Source organism: Pantoea cypripedii (assembly GCF_011395035.1).
In the GTDB taxonomy this organism is placed as follows: domain Bacteria; phylum Pseudomonadota; class Gammaproteobacteria; order Enterobacterales; family Enterobacteriaceae; genus Pantoea; species Pantoea cypripedii_A.
The window spans coordinates 471,349-486,304 of record NZ_CP024770.1; the positions used below are offsets into that span (position 1 = coordinate 471,349).

Here is a 14,956-nt window from a genome sequence, read left to right on the forward strand (position 1 = left end):
CGGCTTATTGCCCTGCGTTACCAAACCATTTTTTCTGCAACGCATCATAAGTGCCGTTGGCTTTGATGGCTTTCAGCGCATCATTCAGTTGCTGACGCAATTCCGGCTCACGTTTGCTGACAGCGATACCGTATTCTTCATGCGTCACCGGCTCCGCCAGGATCTGCGTGGTGCCACGGGTTTTGCTGTACAACAGCGCCGCCGGTTTGCCGGTGACGACCGCATCAGCACGGCCCGCTTCCAGCGCATTAAACATCTCTTCATTCTTTTCCACTTCTACCGTCTGCGCGCTCGGGAACTCATCAGACATGACTTTGACCGACTTGGTCCCGACCTGCACCGCGACACGCTTGCCAGCCAGATCCTGCGGCGTTTTGATCCGCGTATCGCCTTTTTTCACCATCACCACCAGGCCTGCGGAGAAATACGGGTCGGTGAAATCCACCACTTTCTTGCGGTCATCGGTGATGTAAATTGCGGACAACACAATATCCTGACGACCTGCCAGCACTGACGGCACCATCGCTTTAAAATCCATATCGGTATACACCAGCGGGCGTCCCATCTGCTTTGACAGCGCGGCCGCTAAGTCAACATCGAAGCCGGTCCGCTGGTTGTTTTGAATAAACTCCATCGGTGGGAAGGTTGGGTCAATCGCCACACGGATGGGTTCGGCGGCCTGAGATAATGAGGAAAACAGGAGCGCACTGAGCAGAAGTGAACGAAGAGTCATACGTCCTCCAAAAGATTAAAGGTTGCTGTCGCAATACCCGGCGCGAATGGCCGCACCAATTAAATTGAGCACCAGACGGCCTGCGGTCATGCAGGAGAGCTGATGCACGTCTTTTGCGGGTTGAATTTCCACAATATCCATCCCAACCACGCGTCCTTTTTTCACTAATCCATGGATCAGTTTACGGGCCTGAACAAAGGTCACGCCGCCAGGTGCCGGGCCTGCCACGGCGGGCATCACGGCAGGATCAAAACCGTCAGCGTCGATGGTCAGGTAATAACGGCCACCGTCCGGGATTTGCCCCAGCACCGCGTCCATACCGCGGTCGTGCAGCTCATAAGCGGTGATAATTTTGGCACCCCATGCCCGGGCGTAATCGGCTTCTTCCTGACGCGCACTGCCTGACGCACGCATGCCAATCTGAATGATGTCTTGCACGAACGGCAGCTCCGACGCACGACGCATCGGGCTGGATAAACCATCGCGCACGCCATTGACCTCATCACGCCAGTCGAGATGCGCATCGAGATGCACGATAGTGATTGGCCCCTGGTCATTAAAGGCACGCAGAATCGGGTTGGTGATACCGTGGTCGCCCCCTAAAACGATGGGGATGGCACCCGCTGCGAGAATTTTGCGTACCGCCTGTTCTGCACGAACGAAATGACCACGCGGATCGTCAAGATCGGCAGGCACGTCGCCACAATCGACAAAGCGGACATCATCCCGACCCTGTAGCAGCGGGCCATCAATGTCAAAGTCATAGCGCTCGGGACCGCGAATCACCCGGTCTGATGCCTGACGAATGGCGGTGGGGGCGCGTACCTGGTCGTTGTTGTAGTCCTGCGGGGTATAAGCCGCGCCATAAGGCACGCCCAGCACGGCAAAATGTGCTTGCAAATTATCGAGATCAAGGGCTAATTCGGAAAACAGCAGTGATTTATGATTAGTTTGCGGTGGCACTGTTAACGGTAAAGACATAATGATTTCCTGGTATTGGCGAAATACGAACTGAGGCGAGTGTAGGTAGGCTTTTTCACCAGGAAAACTGATCTTATTTGCAATCACGGTTACGGAAACAGCAACCATGAAACCCCGGACACTGAACGAAAAAGATTTACGCGCCCTGAGAATATTCTGCGTTGTGGCGCAATCTGGCGGATTTTCTGCTGCTGAAAACTCTCTCAACATGACCAAAGCGACCATCAGCCGTCAGATTAAATCGATTGAAGAAACGCTCGGCACCGCGCTCTGTACCCGCGGGCCGAAAGGTTTCGAACTGACGGCGGCGGGCGAGTCGGCGCTGCTTTATGCGCGTGAAGCGCTTGGCGCACTGGATCGCATCTTCCCGGCGATGGATGCCAGTCGGGGCGTGATTTCAGGGCCGCTGGTCATGGGGATTACCGATAACGTGATCAGCCACAGTGCTTCACATCTGCAACAGGCATTACGCGCCTTGCGCCAGCGAGCACCACAGGTACAGCTGTCACTCAGCGTCATGGCGGCGTCACAACTGATTCAGGCCTTGCTCGACCGAAGGCTGGATATTGCTATCAAAGGGGTGATGGATTATCAGAAAACGCCTTCGCTGCATTACGCAGAACTGTTTGCCGAGTCCCACGGCCTGTACACCCTGGCGGGTCATGAACTGCGCGCCAGGCAATTGCCGCTGGTGTATCGGGCGCAGCAACCCTTTGTCGAAGACGCACTGGCCCGGCTGCACCTGAACCGGGGACCCGAAGCGGTGGGTATCGAAGCGGTGGCGATGTTGATTGCCGCCGGAGATGTGGTGGGGATTCTGCCGCATCATTATGCACAACTGATGCAGGCGTGTATTCCCCTGGTGAAGGTGCCGGACTCTCCGACATGGACCGTGACCCACTATGCGGTCACTCACGCCGCCTATCCGCAATCACCGGCAGCGGAACAAATGATTGCTGAACTGCGTCGGGCACAACATATTCTGTAAACGCCCGGACCGGAGCTGCCAGTGGCTTTTATTATGACTGATGCGGCTTCCTGCGATTGTTTCATCATAAATTCATATCAGCATTTGCTTCAGCCATTGCCGCTGCCAGCGTTGCTGCAGCATCTTCCGCACCTGGATGGCGCAGAAGCTAAAATCGCCGCTCAGGCTAAACAGGCCAGTGCCTCTTACAAATCACCGGTGCACGCGTGGATAACGGTGCATATCTGTCAGCTGAATTGGCTAAATAAACACTGGATTATGTGGTGCGATGCAAAGTCAGACATTAATGAGCGTTTCTCACCTTGATATTCCCAGATGAGTCGATATATTTTAAAAACTCTACAGTAATTAGATGTGAACCTGAATTTACAGACATCACATCATAAGCGATTGAATACTTCTGCCCCGATATGAATGAATAATCAAATACGGGCAGACATCCACCACGCGCCACATAAACCGGTTTTGCTTCAAACGTCCTGATTAATTTTTCGTCTTTGTCACTGTAAATTTGTACAGCGATGATTTGTTCCCCTGGTTTCATCGGGGACAGGATGCAAACGTTATTCTCTTTCAATGTCGCCGTTGCTGACGAACGTGATACCATTCTGTCCCCCGGACCAGGACAACCGGATAATAAGAATGCCGTTGCCAATACGATAAATTTCTTCATGGATATCAATTCCCCCCACCTGTAACAATACGATGATAAAGTGAAGGAATATCTTTGGCGTTATCATTACCTCTGTACTGTCCCATTCGGCCCTGCCGTTGATAGTAGTGCCATTTATCAAAACCGTATACCAGTAGTAGCCAGTAATCTGCTAAAATAGATGCCTGTTGTTCAAGGGAGTAATCAATCAGTTTTTTCCTGTTAAGTTCGTAGTTGTACTCAGCCGCCCAACTAAAAATACCTCTTAACCTCACCCACTGTCCTTGCTGGTGTTGCCATACATGACCAAGCTCATGAATGAATAAATATTTATCTTCCAGGATAACTAAATTTGCAGAAAAATCTTCTCTATACATTTCTTTTCTATACCATAACTCTCCATTAGGCGTCATAGCATAATTTTGCTTCTGTAATCCGAACGGTAAATAACTGTCACAATGAATCCAGACACGGCTGTAAACTATTGCGTTGCCGTAAATTCGTTGCGCCATTTTAATTTCACCGAGCGTCATGCGTCTCAGAAAGCCTTCCTCTGCCTGATCATCCATATTTCTGTCTTCCATGTTGTTTTGTCCGCATCCTTGCATCTTTTTTTAACGCAGTCTATGTTTCATGTCTTATTTTTAGAAATAATTCACTTGAATGACAACGTCAGACATATAACCGAACGAAAAAATCATATTTTTACCATGGTGCCAATAATGAAGAATAACTTACTCGAATGAGTTAACTGTTCCTGTCACCAACATGGGCAGAAACTCACTACGCCATTTGCTCACAATCACCGGCCGTGGAATTAATGATTACAGCAGATGCTGCAGCCATTGCCGCTGCCAGCGTTGCTGGTTCTGCTGATGCAGCAGGGTGCGTACCTGCGCCAGGGCAGCTTCCCGTTCCATTGGGGCGGGAGGGCGAATCAGTTCACACCACAGCAAATGCCAGCCCAGCGCCGTTTCAATGGGCTGACTCACGGCGTTCGGCTTCATCTGAAACAGCACGCTTTCCAGTTCCGGAAAGAGTAATCCCCGGCTGATCCAGCCCATACGTCCTCCTTCCAGCGCGCTCGGGCAATGGGAGTAGCGTTGCGCGAGGGTGCTGAACGCCTGCCGGGATGCGCTTATCTGCTGGTGGAGGTGCTGGATTTGCTTGCGTATCGCCGCATCCTCATTCTCCGTGGTCAGCAGCAGATGCCAGCTCAGACGCTGCTCCGGGCGCATAAATTTCTCCTGATGACGCTGGTACCAGGCCAGCACCTGTAAATCATCAGGAACGGGTGCCTGCCCGGCCACGCGCGCCAGCTGCATTTCCATGCGGGCGTGGTGGCGAATGATGGAGGCCCGCTCATCATCGCTAAACGGGGACTGCGCCAGGGAGGAATTAAGTGACATTGTCACGCTGGCGATAACGGTTTCAGGGATCCTGTCGTCACCCGTTGCCCGAACCACCGCATATTCCAGCTGCCGCTGGCGTTGCCAGAGCTGGTTAAACTCTGCCTGTTCACTGGCGGGGATGGATTCCGGCAGGCACTGCCAGCGCGACTGACTCAGCTGTTGCCGGGAAAAACGTTCCCAAAGTTCAGCCACGAGTGTTATTCCTCCAGCAGCCTGATGGCGCTGGCGGGCACCTGAAACCAGCGTTCACCAAACATCACCGTATAAATTTCCCCCTTTTCGCCCTGGTCGGTACGCTCGATGCGGCCTCGTTCTCCCGCGCGAACGACCACCTTGCCGTCGGAGGTGAGGATATGACGCGAGGTCACGCTGTCACCGAATTGAAAATGGCCCGCATGCCAGGCTGCCGCTGCGCTGATCATTTCCGGCTCCCGGCACCCAACGATCATGTCGGTATCGAGAAAATGGACCTGATAAATAATCTGGTCCATCAGGAAGGTGCCGCATCCACGCACGAAGCCGGTACTGCCGCGCCGTACCAGCAATTCACCGGTGGCGTAACCATACATGGTGCCGTCATTACGGATCGCGCGGATCACCCTGACTTCGTCACCTAACGCATATTTTGCTCTCATGTCTGGCTCCCGTGCAGGTGATGCTGATAGCTTTCCGTCAGCAAGCGGCGCGCCAGCAGCCATGGCCCACGCGGTTCCGCTTCCAGATGGTTTTGCAGAGGGACGTTGTCGCGCAGTCGCTGGTGAAAATCGCGTAACACCGGCAGACAGCAGGGTTTCAGGCGTGCGGCATCGTAATCAACGGCAAAGAACTCGAAAAAGGATTCCGCCGTATCGAGTGCCTCGACCCCCGGGATTTGATAAAACCATTGCATATTAACCCCTTAGTGTCTGAGCAGTTTCTCCACAAAGCTGGTCGTAAATGGCGATCAGTTCGTAATCCTGCGGGATGCGTTTCCAGCTTTCGGCGAAACGGCGTATGGCAGGCAGGATCAGGTCAATTTGCAACGTATCTAACCGGTATCCCATTTTGCTGAACACCCCATCCACCGCCTGACGTCCGGAATGTTTACCCAGCACCAGGCGATACTCGCGTCCCACCAGCTCGGGATCGATGGCCTGATAACTCTCGCGGTCGCGCAGCAGTGCGGCGACATGGACGCCGGATTCATGGGTAAAAACCTGGTCACCCACCAGCGGGTGCTGGACATCAATGATGCGCTGCGCAGCAACCGCCACCGACTGACACAGCGCCGGAAGCATGCGGAAATTGACGCCGCAGTCCATCTCCAGACAACGACTGAGGCCCAGCGCTACCGTCTCCAGCGCCGCATTGCCTGCACGCTCGCCCAGTCCCAGCACCGTGGTGTTGACGCTGGTGGCACCGGCCTGCACAGCCGCCAGCGTGTTGGCGGTTGCCAGCCCCAGATCGTCGTGGGCATGCATTTCGATCTCACCGGGCCAGAAGCTGCGCAGGGTGGTGATACGGGCGGCGGTGGTGAAGGGATCGAGCACGCCGAGGGTATCGGCAAAGCGTAACCGTTGTGCACCGGCTTCCTGCGCGGCCTGCGCCACCCGCTGCAAATCGTCATCGCTGGATCGCGACGCATCTTCGCAGCCGACACAGACCTGCATGCCGAGGTCGCTGGCAAATCTGATTAACTCAGCCAGCCTGGCCAGCAGCACCGGCAGAGGCTCGCGCAATTTGTACTGGCGTAGCTTCTCGGACGTTGGCAGGGAGATATCGACCCAGTCCATCCCGAGATCGGCACTCTGGCGGATTTCCTCGCGGTTCATCCGGCACCAGGTCATTAACGTGGCCTCGGGCAAATGGCGGCGCACCAGCTGAATGCGGGTGCGTTCTTCTTCTCCCATGGCCGGCGTGCCGACTTCCAGCGCAGTGACGCCTGCGTCAAACAGCGCCTGAGCAATAGCGATTTTTTCACTGGCACGAAACGCGACGCCCGGGCTCTGTTCCCCGTCCCGCAGCGTAGTATCGTTAATCAACACCCTGGACATCTTCGTTTCCTTCTTAGCCGTAGATCGGCATAAATGAAGCCTGTTGCTGAACCGGCTTACCATCCTGCCAGTAAGGTGACAGCAAGCGCAGGCGGGCAATAATCGACGGCAGCGTCTGGATGACGTACTCGATCTCCTTTTCCCGCGTATAGCGCGACAGAGAGAAGCGGATGCTGCCGTGCGCTGCCGTGTAGGGGATGTCCATCGCCCGCATCACATGAGATGGCTCCAGCGATCCCGATGTGCAGGCGCTGCCACTGGAGGCGGCAATCCCGGCCTGATTCAGCAGCAACAAAATGGCTTCCCCTTCGATAAACTCAAACGCGATATTGACGGTGCCGGGAACGCGAGGCTGATTGCCCCCCATCACCTTCACCGAGGGAATCTGTGCCAGCACGCCTTCCTGCAACTGATCGCGTAGCTGGGCAATGCTGCTCATACCGGGTAAATGCACCTGCGCCAGTTCGCAGGCCATCCCCATCCCGACGATACCGGCGATATTTTCCGTGCCCGCCCGCCGACCGCGTTCCTGATGCCCGCCACGCAGCAACGGACGAAAACGCGTGCCGCGCCGCAGATAAAGACAACCGACACCTTTCGGGCCATGCAGCTTATGGGCGGAACAGGAGAGCATATCGATGCGGGTCTGCCCGATGGATAGCGGGATTTTTCCCGTGACCTGAACCGCATCGCAATGAAACAGCGCGCCGTATTCATGAGCCAGCCCGGCCATTTCCTCCACCGGAAACATCACGCCGGTTTCGTTGTTGGCCCACATCACACTCACCAGCGCCACCCGGTCACTCAGCGCCTGGCGATACTGCGCCATATCCAGCGCGCCATCACTGTCGACGGCCAGCCGGTGGATAACGTATCCCTGGCGCTCCAGATGCTCACACACTTCAAGAGTGGCGGGGTGTTCCACGGCGGTGGTGATAATCTCCCGTCTGTCCGGCTGCGCTTCGATAGCGCTATGCAACGCGGTGGAGGTGGCCTCGGTGGCGCAGGAGGTGAAAATAATTTCACTGGCGTGCTCCGCACCCAGCAGGGCCGCCACCTGCTGATGCGCGCGCTCTAACGCGGCGCGCGACGGTGTGCCAAAATCATGGATTGAGGATGGATTACCGTAATGCTCAGTGAGGAAGGGCATCATCGCCTCAAGTACCATCGGGTCAATACGGGTGGTGGCATTGTTATCCAGATAAACCTGTTTCATTGGCATGTTCCTCCAGTTATTCACGACGGTTTAAGCCGCCACCACTTCCATATAACAACCGGTACGTTCCATCAGTTTTTGCTGCAACCAGGCCAGCGTCATATCGGTCATCATGCAACCACTGCAACTGCCCGCCAGGCTGACGGTGACGGTGTGATTGGCGACATCAACCAGCGACATATCGCCACCGTCGGCCTGAATGTAGGGACGCAGTTCGGTGATGGTTTCCATCACCTCCTGCCAGTGGGGATCTTTTGCGCTGCTCGCCGGGGCGGCGACCTGTGGGGCGTTAGCGAGAATGTGGGCCAGGGCCAGCTCAATCTTTTCATGGCAGGAGGTACAGCCGCCGCCCGCTTTGGTGTAGTTGATCACGTCTTCCAGCGTGGTCAGGCCGTTGGTGAGCACCGCGCGGCGGATGTGTCCCTCATCCACGCCGAAACATTTACAGATCAGCGCGCCTTCCTCGTGGTCATCGTCGAGGCTCAGGCCGCGATAGTTCGCGATGGCCGCATGCAGTGCTTCCTGGCCCATCACCGAACAATGCATCTTCTGCGGGGGCAGGCCGTCGAGATAATCGGCGATTTGCTGATTGGTGACCTGTTCCGCTTCGGATAGCGTGCGTCCGATAATCAGCTCGGTCAGGGCGGAAGACGAGGCGATGGCGCTGCCACAGCCGAAGGTCTGAAATCCGGCCTCAAGGATGGTTTCATTTTCCGGATCAACCCGCAGCATCAGCCGCAAGGCATCGCCGCAGCTCAGCGAACCCACGTCACCCACCGCGTTAGCGTCATCCACCACACGGGCGTTACGGGGATTAAAAAAATGGTCTTTCACCTTCTCGGAATAATTCCACATGCTCTCAGCTCCCAGTACTCAGACGGAAAGCGCCTTGGCGCATCTCCCCGCAGCAATCAACAGCGGGATAACAAAACCAAGCAAAAGCAGTACCAGAAGTAGAAAGTGTGAATTTTCAGATGGATAGAGAGTTGTGGTAATAAAAAACCGCGCCCTGTGTCGCGGTTGAGTGTGAGGTTTGTCACAGTTGTGTCAGAGAAACGACTAGCGTTCGTCTTTATCCTGCCATTCCTGTTCTGCCAGTAGCTGAGCGAAGCGATCCGGATTGCGCTGGCGCTGCTGTTTGCGTTGTTCTTTGTCATACCAGTAATGTTGGATTTCCTGCAACAGCGCGCTGACCGGGGTATTGGCAGGTACCCGCACCGCACGCACGCCAATCTTTAATAACTGGCTGAACACCTTCTCACCAATCGCCACGCAATACAGGGTGACGCAGTCCTCCAGCGCGTTGATGCGACAGGTTATTTTCTCCTCCTGATGCCCGGCAAACACCGAAAAATCAGCCACCCGCAGCAGCATGGCGTCATCCTGTTTCACTCCGTACACCACCAGCCGCGGAGTGGCACCAAAGTGCTGATCAACGTGGCGGCAATCCGAGCTGGCAAACGCCACTTTCATTGACCACTCCTCCACGCAGATGGTGCTGAACTGCCGGTTAACATGATGCATGCTGATCTCCCGGGCTGAATTGCTGGCGCAACGGGGAGTGCCAGGCCGGAAGCGTGTGATGGTGCTGACTCATCACATTCGCCAGCTCAAACAACGTATCGCGCATACCCATATAACCCTGACGCACGCGGCGGAATTCGCCCAGGCGATCATAAATCGGGAAACCGGCGCGAATCAGGGGGATATCCATCTGCTGTGCCAGATTCGCCGCGTGGGAATTGGCCACCAGCAGCGCCGCCGGGCTGTTGTGTAGCAGATCCTGCATATCTTCCAGATCGCCGATGACCACTTTGCCGACCGGCAAATGGCTCAGTCCACGCTGGCTCACCGGAGCGATAAGCGGGCCAGGCACCATGCCCTGGCTGGCGGCAAAATCACACCAGGCGGCCAGCAAATCCCCTTCCGCCGCCATCGCTACCGCTACCCCCTGCAACCACATATGACAATCGATCATCGCATCCTGTAGTTGGCCGCGTTGGCGTTCAATCCAGCCAGGCACGTTGCGGCCGGAGATCACTTTCAGCTGATTAATAAACTGGTCGCAGGTTGCCAGGGTCATCAGGTGCGGCAACGGGATCACCTCACCCCGGCTGCGCTGGGCCAGCAGGGTGGCGGCATGCCCCAGCGACACGCCGATCGCAAAAGTACATAAACTCTGGCCCATCTGTTCAATGTGGGCCAGCGGCGTGCCGCCCTGGGTGACCGGTGAGAAATCACCGCTTGCCAGATGCCCATCGAGCGATAACGACAGATCCGGCACTATCACCGGTTGCAGACCGAATGCCTCCACATAGCTGCGCAGCAACTCGACATCGCCAGGGGTGATCAGGTGGCTGAGCAACAGATTGACGCGCCGGTTACGCCCGGCGGGCAACGGCTTCTCCGGCATCCATTGTTCAATCATGCTTTCCAGCACCGCACTGAAGCCATTCTCCAGCGAGCCATAAAAGTCAGGGGTGTTCACGGTTAGCAACGCCACATTTTTATAACGGGGTGACGCCTCGCGAAACTGACGCACCACGCGCGTAATATCGCTGCCCTGGGCCTCAGACAACCCGGTACTCAGCAACACGATAGCTTTCGGGTTATTGCGCTGACACAGGGTGTTCAGCGCGGTAATGATATTGTCGTCGGCCCCCATGATGGTGGACATCGGATCCATCGCGGTGGATTGCAGGGGGATCGGATCGTGAAAATGCTGGATAAAAAACACCTTAGCGAAGGCGCTACAGCCCTGCGCACCATGAACCAGCGGGATGCAGTGTTCAAAACCCATGCTGGCAAGGATGGCCCCCAGCGGTTGCCCACTCTTCACCGGGCTGACAGCCAGCGGTTTTTTGGGGCGAATGATTTCAGCCATAATCTGCTCCTTCCTTTAGTGCCAGGGGGCGCGGGCGTGGGTTTGTGACCATATCGGGCTTTCCAGCGTCTGACATAACTGCTGTGCCAGCGTGACAATCCCGTGGTAACCCGCGTAAGCATGCTCACGCTCCTGATTGATATCGAGAAACGGCAGACGGGCCTTGTAAGCGGTATACATATTGCGCCCACCGGCGATCATCATGTCGGCCTGGTAGCGATAGACCACATCAAGCAGGGTGCGGGCGTTGCCTTCATCCAGCATCAGGGCATCATCGCCCATCAGTTCCCGGATACGTTGTTTGTCTTCCTCGGTGGATTTGCGCGTGCCGGTGGCGACCACCGTCATGCCAAGATCCTGCAAGGCCGACACCACCGACCAGGATTTCACCCCGCCGGTATACAACAGGGCCTTGCGTCCGCGCAGCCGTTCCCTGTAGGGGGCGAGTGCCTCGTCAGCCACCCGTTCTTCGCGCGCAATCAGGGCTTCGGTGCGCTGCATCAGGTCGCGATCGCCGGTCAGCGCGGCCAGCTGGCGCAGGGAGTCTGAGGTGGCGCGCACGCCATAGAAACTGCCTTCAAACCACGGTGTGCCGTAGCGCTGTTCGAGGGCGCGCGCCACGTTGATCAGCGCGCGGGAGCACACCAGCATATTGACCTCGGCACGGTGCAAGGTCTGGATCTCGGCAAAGCGCCCGTCGCCGGACAGGGTGCCCAGCACGCGGATGCCCAGCTCATCCAGCAGGGGCTGGATATGCCAGAATTCCCCGGCGATATTGTATTCACCAATCAGGCCGATATCGTGGCGGTGTTCGGGTGGAAAGGGGGTGTCCGCTGGCCAGGGCGCAGGCTCACGTCCGCCAATCACCTGTTTCACCATCATTTCTCCCGCCAGGCGGTTGCCGAGGTTCTTGCTGCCATAAAATCCGGCGACATCGATGGCGATGACCGGTACGCCGGTGGCGGTGGCTGCGGCGCGGCAGACCGCTTCAATATCATCGCCCTCCATTGCCGGAACACAGGTGTTGTAGATGAACACGGCGGCGGGATGGTAACGATTGACGATATGGCGAACCGCATGAAACAAGCGGCGCTCGCCGTTGCCCATAATCACATCCTGTTCACTTAAGTCGGTGGTCAACCCCAGCCGGTTAATCACCGCCCCCGAGCTGAAACTGCCCCGGTTATCCCAGGAGCTGCCCGTGCAACCAATCGGACCGTGTACCAGATGCGCCACATCGGCAATTGGCAGCAGGGTGATTTGCGCCCCATCAAAAGCGCAGCCACCGGCAGTCGCACCGGGTTTGGGCGCACTACAGCCGGATTTTTGTTTATGGTTATGCTCGCAGGCAGGCTCATCCAGCAGGGCCAGGATTTCATTCCCCTTCATAGGTACCTCATTGGCTGATTGGGTTAACTGAGCCGTTGCAAATCCCGGACCAGGAAATATCCATTGATTTTTAAGAAGAAAATGTTGTCGGCTTTACGACAAAACTAACAACGCAGGAAGGGACCCCACAAGACAAGCCTTGTCTGATGGGGTCAGAATGGATCAGAAAACGCGTGATTCCAGCGGATTAGCGCGGTCGAGGCGTTTTGCCAGCCACGGTGGCAACTGCCCGGCAAACAGCTTTTTGATGTTGTCACACTGGGAGGTGATGGTCAGTCCTGCCGGTACCTTGATGGGATGGATATTGTGGCGAATCAGCCGGGCGGCGGCAGGGCCACCAATCGCTTCGCAAAATAACAGCTGACAGTCGCGCAGCAACTGCGCCCGCACCTCGTTCGGTTCATCCTGCTGCGGCGCAGAAGGATAACGCCGTAAGCTGTGCAGCCAGTACCCGTCATCATCAAAGGCATAAATAAAGAACAACCGCCCCTGACCAAAGTGACCATTGATCATCAACCCATCCTGCGAAGCAAAAGCCGCCAGCAACTGCGGCTGACGCTGGGGAAAGGTTGCCACCCGCAGATGGTGGGGCAACTCCCCGCGCAGACAGGCTTTGACCCGTGACCAGCGCCCCGGCGACATCAGCACCTCATCACCTGGAAAGAAGGCTTTCAGCTGGCTTTGCGTGAAGGCCGAGAGCCGAGCTGGGGTCAACGCCTCATCCTGGTCGCGAGTCAGCCAGGTCATGATTTGCGCGGGCTGGAGTTCCGGCAGGCTCTGAAACAACGCCAGCATGCGCCAGAAAAGAACATCGTGGTCAGACATATCAATCCCCTTAATTCTGTGCATCGCGACTGGCGCGCAGGCTGACCGGAAAGTCCGGACGTCCCGGTTGCTCGCTGACGTAATAGCAGCGCCCGCCTTCCAGAGACACGGCTCCACCCCAGCGTTCGGGGGTGTCGTGTTCGACCTCGATCACTTTGGCTTCCAGATCCTGTTTGGCGATATAGCAATACAAATCCGCCCCACGTCGACGAAAGGTAACCATCGGCATCATGTCCCCCTGTAGCCCCGCGTTTGGCGGGGCAGGTGTTGGTTAACGGATAAGGTCAAAGCCGTAATCGGTTTTGCCGGATTTGCTGGTGTCGCTGTCGATTTTTTCCAGCACCGCATTCACCAGGGTGGTGAGCATGCTCATCGCCCCTTCGTAACCCCAGGTGGTCTGGCGATGCAGGTGATGGCGATCAAACAGTGGGAAGCCAAGGCGGATCAGCGGCACTTCAAACTGTTCACCTTTTGCCAGGGTGTCGCGCTGGATGAATTTGGCGTAGGAGTTACCGATCATAAAGTCCGGCTGGCGGGTGAACATCAGGGATCGGAAATGCCACAGGTCACAGTTGATAAAGACTTCGCTCTCCTTGCCATAAGGTGACGCCTCCAGCATCTTCTTCATGGCCTTCTGCCAGCGTTTATTGCCGTTATGGCTCAGGATAACGGTGGGTTCGCAACCCAGTTCCAGCAGGAAGCGCGTCAGTCCCATGACAAAATCCGGGTCGCCATACAGGCCGAATTTTTTCCCGTGTAGCCAGGAGTGGGAATCCAGCATCATATCCACCAGACGACCACGCTCCAGCGCCAGCACATCGGGGATGGCTTTGCCGGTCAGCTGGCTGATGGTCATCAGTAATTCGTCGGTGCCTGCCAGCCCCAGCGGGATCGGCACCTCGGTGGCGGGCTGGTGCCACATCTCCTGCACCACTTTTTTGCTTTTCACCAGCTGCCACGGCTGAAGCAGCAGGGTGTCGATGGCATCAGGTGCATCGCGCATTTCCTGCTGCGTGGTGCCACCAGCGTACATGCGGTAATGGCCATCAGCCGGAGTATCCAGCACGTCCGAAGGGTCGGAAAGCAGGCTGGCAGGCACCTCCATTTGCGCCAGCATGCGTTTCAGCACGCGGAAATTCCCCAGATAGGTTTCAAATCCGGTGACCAGATTCAGGCGCGGGAGCCTGCCCGGCTGGGCTTCGCGATCCGCGGTGAAGGTTTTGGCAAAGCCTTCAAACATATTGTCCCAGCCGGTGACATGGCTGCCGATAAAACTTGGCGTATGGGCAAACGGCACCGGCAGGCTGGCATCAACAAAACCGTCTTTTTTGGCGTTGGCGATAAACGCCTGTAAATCATCGCCGATGACTTCAGCCATGCAGGTGGTGGAAACTGCGATGATCTCCGGTTGGTACAGGGTGCTGGCGTTTTGCAGCCCGGTATTCATATTGTTATTGCCGCCAAATACCGCCGCGTCCTCGGTCATCGAGTCAGAGACGCAGGCCACCGGCTCTTTGAAATGACGGTTAAAGTAGGTGCGGAAATAGGCCACGCACCCCTGCGAACCGTGTACATAGGGCAGGGTGTTGGCGAAGCCCAGCGAGCAGAGCACCGCCCCCAGCGGCTGGCAGGCTTTGGCCGGGTCAATGGTCAGCGCTTCGCGTTTAAAATTCAGCGCTTCATATTCGGCGGTGGTGGTCCACTGGAAGACTTCCTGCACGCGCGCCGGGTCCCAGGCTTCTTCCTGCGATCGTTTGCTGGTGAACAGCGTCTGGTACTCATCCTGTTCAAACAATGGATGACAATTGTGAATCTTATCAACAGTCTGGCTCATGGTATTCTC

At 56.4% G+C, this 14,956-nt stretch carries 17 protein-coding genes; 1 reads left to right on the forward strand and 16 read right to left on the reverse strand.

The genetic code is table 11. The features are described 5' to 3' along the window. Positions 1 to 4: 4 nt before the first annotated feature. Together CUN67_RS25450 and CUN67_RS25455 are read right to left on the reverse strand one after the other, a co-directional pair. A complete protein-coding gene (locus tag CUN67_RS25450; RefSeq protein WP_208718258.1) occupies positions 5 to 733 on the reverse strand; it encodes a transporter substrate-binding domain-containing protein in 729 nt (242 codons plus the stop codon). Between the two features lie 15 nt (positions 734 to 748). After that, positions 749 to 1,714 carry an agmatinase gene (locus CUN67_RS25455; protein ID WP_208718259.1) on the reverse strand — a complete coding sequence of 322 codons (966 nt, stop codon included), beginning with the start codon at positions 1,712 to 1,714 and terminating at the stop codon, positions 749 to 751. A 106-nt stretch (positions 1,715 to 1,820) separates the two neighbouring features. On the opposite strand from CUN67_RS25455, the gene CUN67_RS25460 reads away from it, so the two are divergent. Next, entirely contained in the window at positions 1,821 to 2,702 is an 882-nt protein-coding gene (locus CUN67_RS25460; protein ID WP_208718260.1) for a LysR family transcriptional regulator, read from the forward strand. 283 nt (positions 2,703 to 2,985) lie between these two features. Here CUN67_RS25460 and CUN67_RS25465 read toward each other — a convergent pair whose 3' ends face one another. From CUN67_RS25465 to nifK, 14 genes are all read right to left on the reverse strand, one after another. After that, complete coding sequence (locus CUN67_RS25465; protein WP_208718261.1) at positions 2,986 to 3,375, reverse strand: putative T6SS immunity periplasmic lipoprotein; 390 nt, start codon at positions 3,373 to 3,375, stop codon at positions 2,986 to 2,988. Positions 3,376 to 3,380: 5 nt separating this feature from the next. Beyond that, complete coding sequence (locus tag CUN67_RS25470) at positions 3,381 to 3,923, reverse strand: type IV secretion protein Rhs (protein WP_208719481.1); 543 nt, start codon at positions 3,921 to 3,923, stop codon at positions 3,381 to 3,383. Positions 3,924 to 4,178: 255 nt separating this feature from the next. After that, a complete protein-coding gene (gene nifM, locus CUN67_RS25475; RefSeq protein WP_208718262.1) occupies positions 4,179 to 4,958 on the reverse strand; it encodes a nitrogen fixation protein NifM in 780 nt (259 codons plus the stop codon). 5 nt (positions 4,959 to 4,963) lie between these two features. Beyond that, on the reverse strand, positions 4,964 to 5,401 hold the full coding sequence (locus tag CUN67_RS25480; protein ID WP_208718263.1) for a nitrogen fixation protein NifZ: 438 nt from the start codon (positions 5,399 to 5,401) through the stop codon (positions 4,964 to 4,966). Continuing rightward, positions 5,398 to 5,655 carry a nitrogenase-stabilizing/protective protein NifW gene (locus CUN67_RS25485; protein ID WP_208718264.1) on the reverse strand — a complete coding sequence of 86 codons (258 nt, stop codon included), beginning with the start codon at positions 5,653 to 5,655 and terminating at the stop codon, positions 5,398 to 5,400. Before CUN67_RS25485 ends, CUN67_RS25480 begins: the two co-directional genes overlap by 4 nt. Position 5,656: 1 nt before the next feature. Further along, on the reverse strand, positions 5,657 to 6,799 hold the full coding sequence (gene nifV, locus CUN67_RS25490) for a homocitrate synthase (protein WP_208718265.1): 1,143 nt from the start codon (positions 6,797 to 6,799) through the stop codon (positions 5,657 to 5,659). Between the two features lie 13 nt (positions 6,800 to 6,812). After that, positions 6,813 to 8,015 carry a cysteine desulfurase NifS gene (nifS, locus tag CUN67_RS25495; protein ID WP_208718266.1) on the reverse strand — a complete coding sequence of 401 codons (1,203 nt, stop codon included), beginning with the start codon at positions 8,013 to 8,015 and terminating at the stop codon, positions 6,813 to 6,815. A 30-nt stretch (positions 8,016 to 8,045) separates the two neighbouring features. Beyond that, positions 8,046 to 8,870: a Fe-S cluster assembly protein NifU gene (gene nifU, locus CUN67_RS25500; RefSeq protein WP_208718267.1), complete on the reverse strand. Its 825-nt coding sequence runs from the start codon at positions 8,868 to 8,870 to the stop codon at positions 8,046 to 8,048. A gap of 204 nt (positions 8,871 to 9,074) precedes the next feature. Beyond that, entirely contained in the window at positions 9,075 to 9,539 is a 465-nt protein-coding gene (locus tag CUN67_RS25505; RefSeq protein WP_208718268.1) for a NifB/NifX family molybdenum-iron cluster-binding protein, read from the reverse strand. After that, the gene (nifN, locus tag CUN67_RS25510; RefSeq protein WP_208718269.1) at positions 9,526 to 10,899 is read right to left on the reverse strand and encodes a nitrogenase iron-molybdenum cofactor biosynthesis protein NifN; all 1,374 of its coding nucleotides are present in this window, start codon (positions 10,897 to 10,899) and stop codon (positions 9,526 to 9,528) included. Before nifN ends, CUN67_RS25505 begins: the two co-directional genes overlap by 14 nt. A gap of 15 nt (positions 10,900 to 10,914) precedes the next feature. Beyond that, positions 10,915 to 12,288: a nitrogenase iron-molybdenum cofactor biosynthesis protein NifE gene (gene nifE, locus CUN67_RS25515; RefSeq protein WP_208718270.1), complete on the reverse strand. Its 1,374-nt coding sequence runs from the start codon at positions 12,286 to 12,288 to the stop codon at positions 10,915 to 10,917. Between the two features lie 162 nt (positions 12,289 to 12,450). Then, entirely contained in the window at positions 12,451 to 13,113 is a 663-nt protein-coding gene (locus tag CUN67_RS25520) for a NifB/NifX family molybdenum-iron cluster-binding protein (protein WP_208718271.1), read from the reverse strand. A gap of 10 nt (positions 13,114 to 13,123) precedes the next feature. Next, positions 13,124 to 13,342, reverse strand: a complete 219-nt coding sequence (gene nifT / locus CUN67_RS25525) for a putative nitrogen fixation protein NifT (protein WP_208719483.1) — start codon at positions 13,340 to 13,342, stop codon at positions 13,124 to 13,126. Positions 13,343 to 13,384: 42 nt separating this feature from the next. Continuing rightward, positions 13,385 to 14,947, reverse strand: a complete 1,563-nt coding sequence (gene nifK / locus CUN67_RS25530) for a nitrogenase molybdenum-iron protein subunit beta (protein WP_208718272.1) — start codon at positions 14,945 to 14,947, stop codon at positions 13,385 to 13,387. Positions 14,948 to 14,956: the final 9 nt, after the last annotated feature.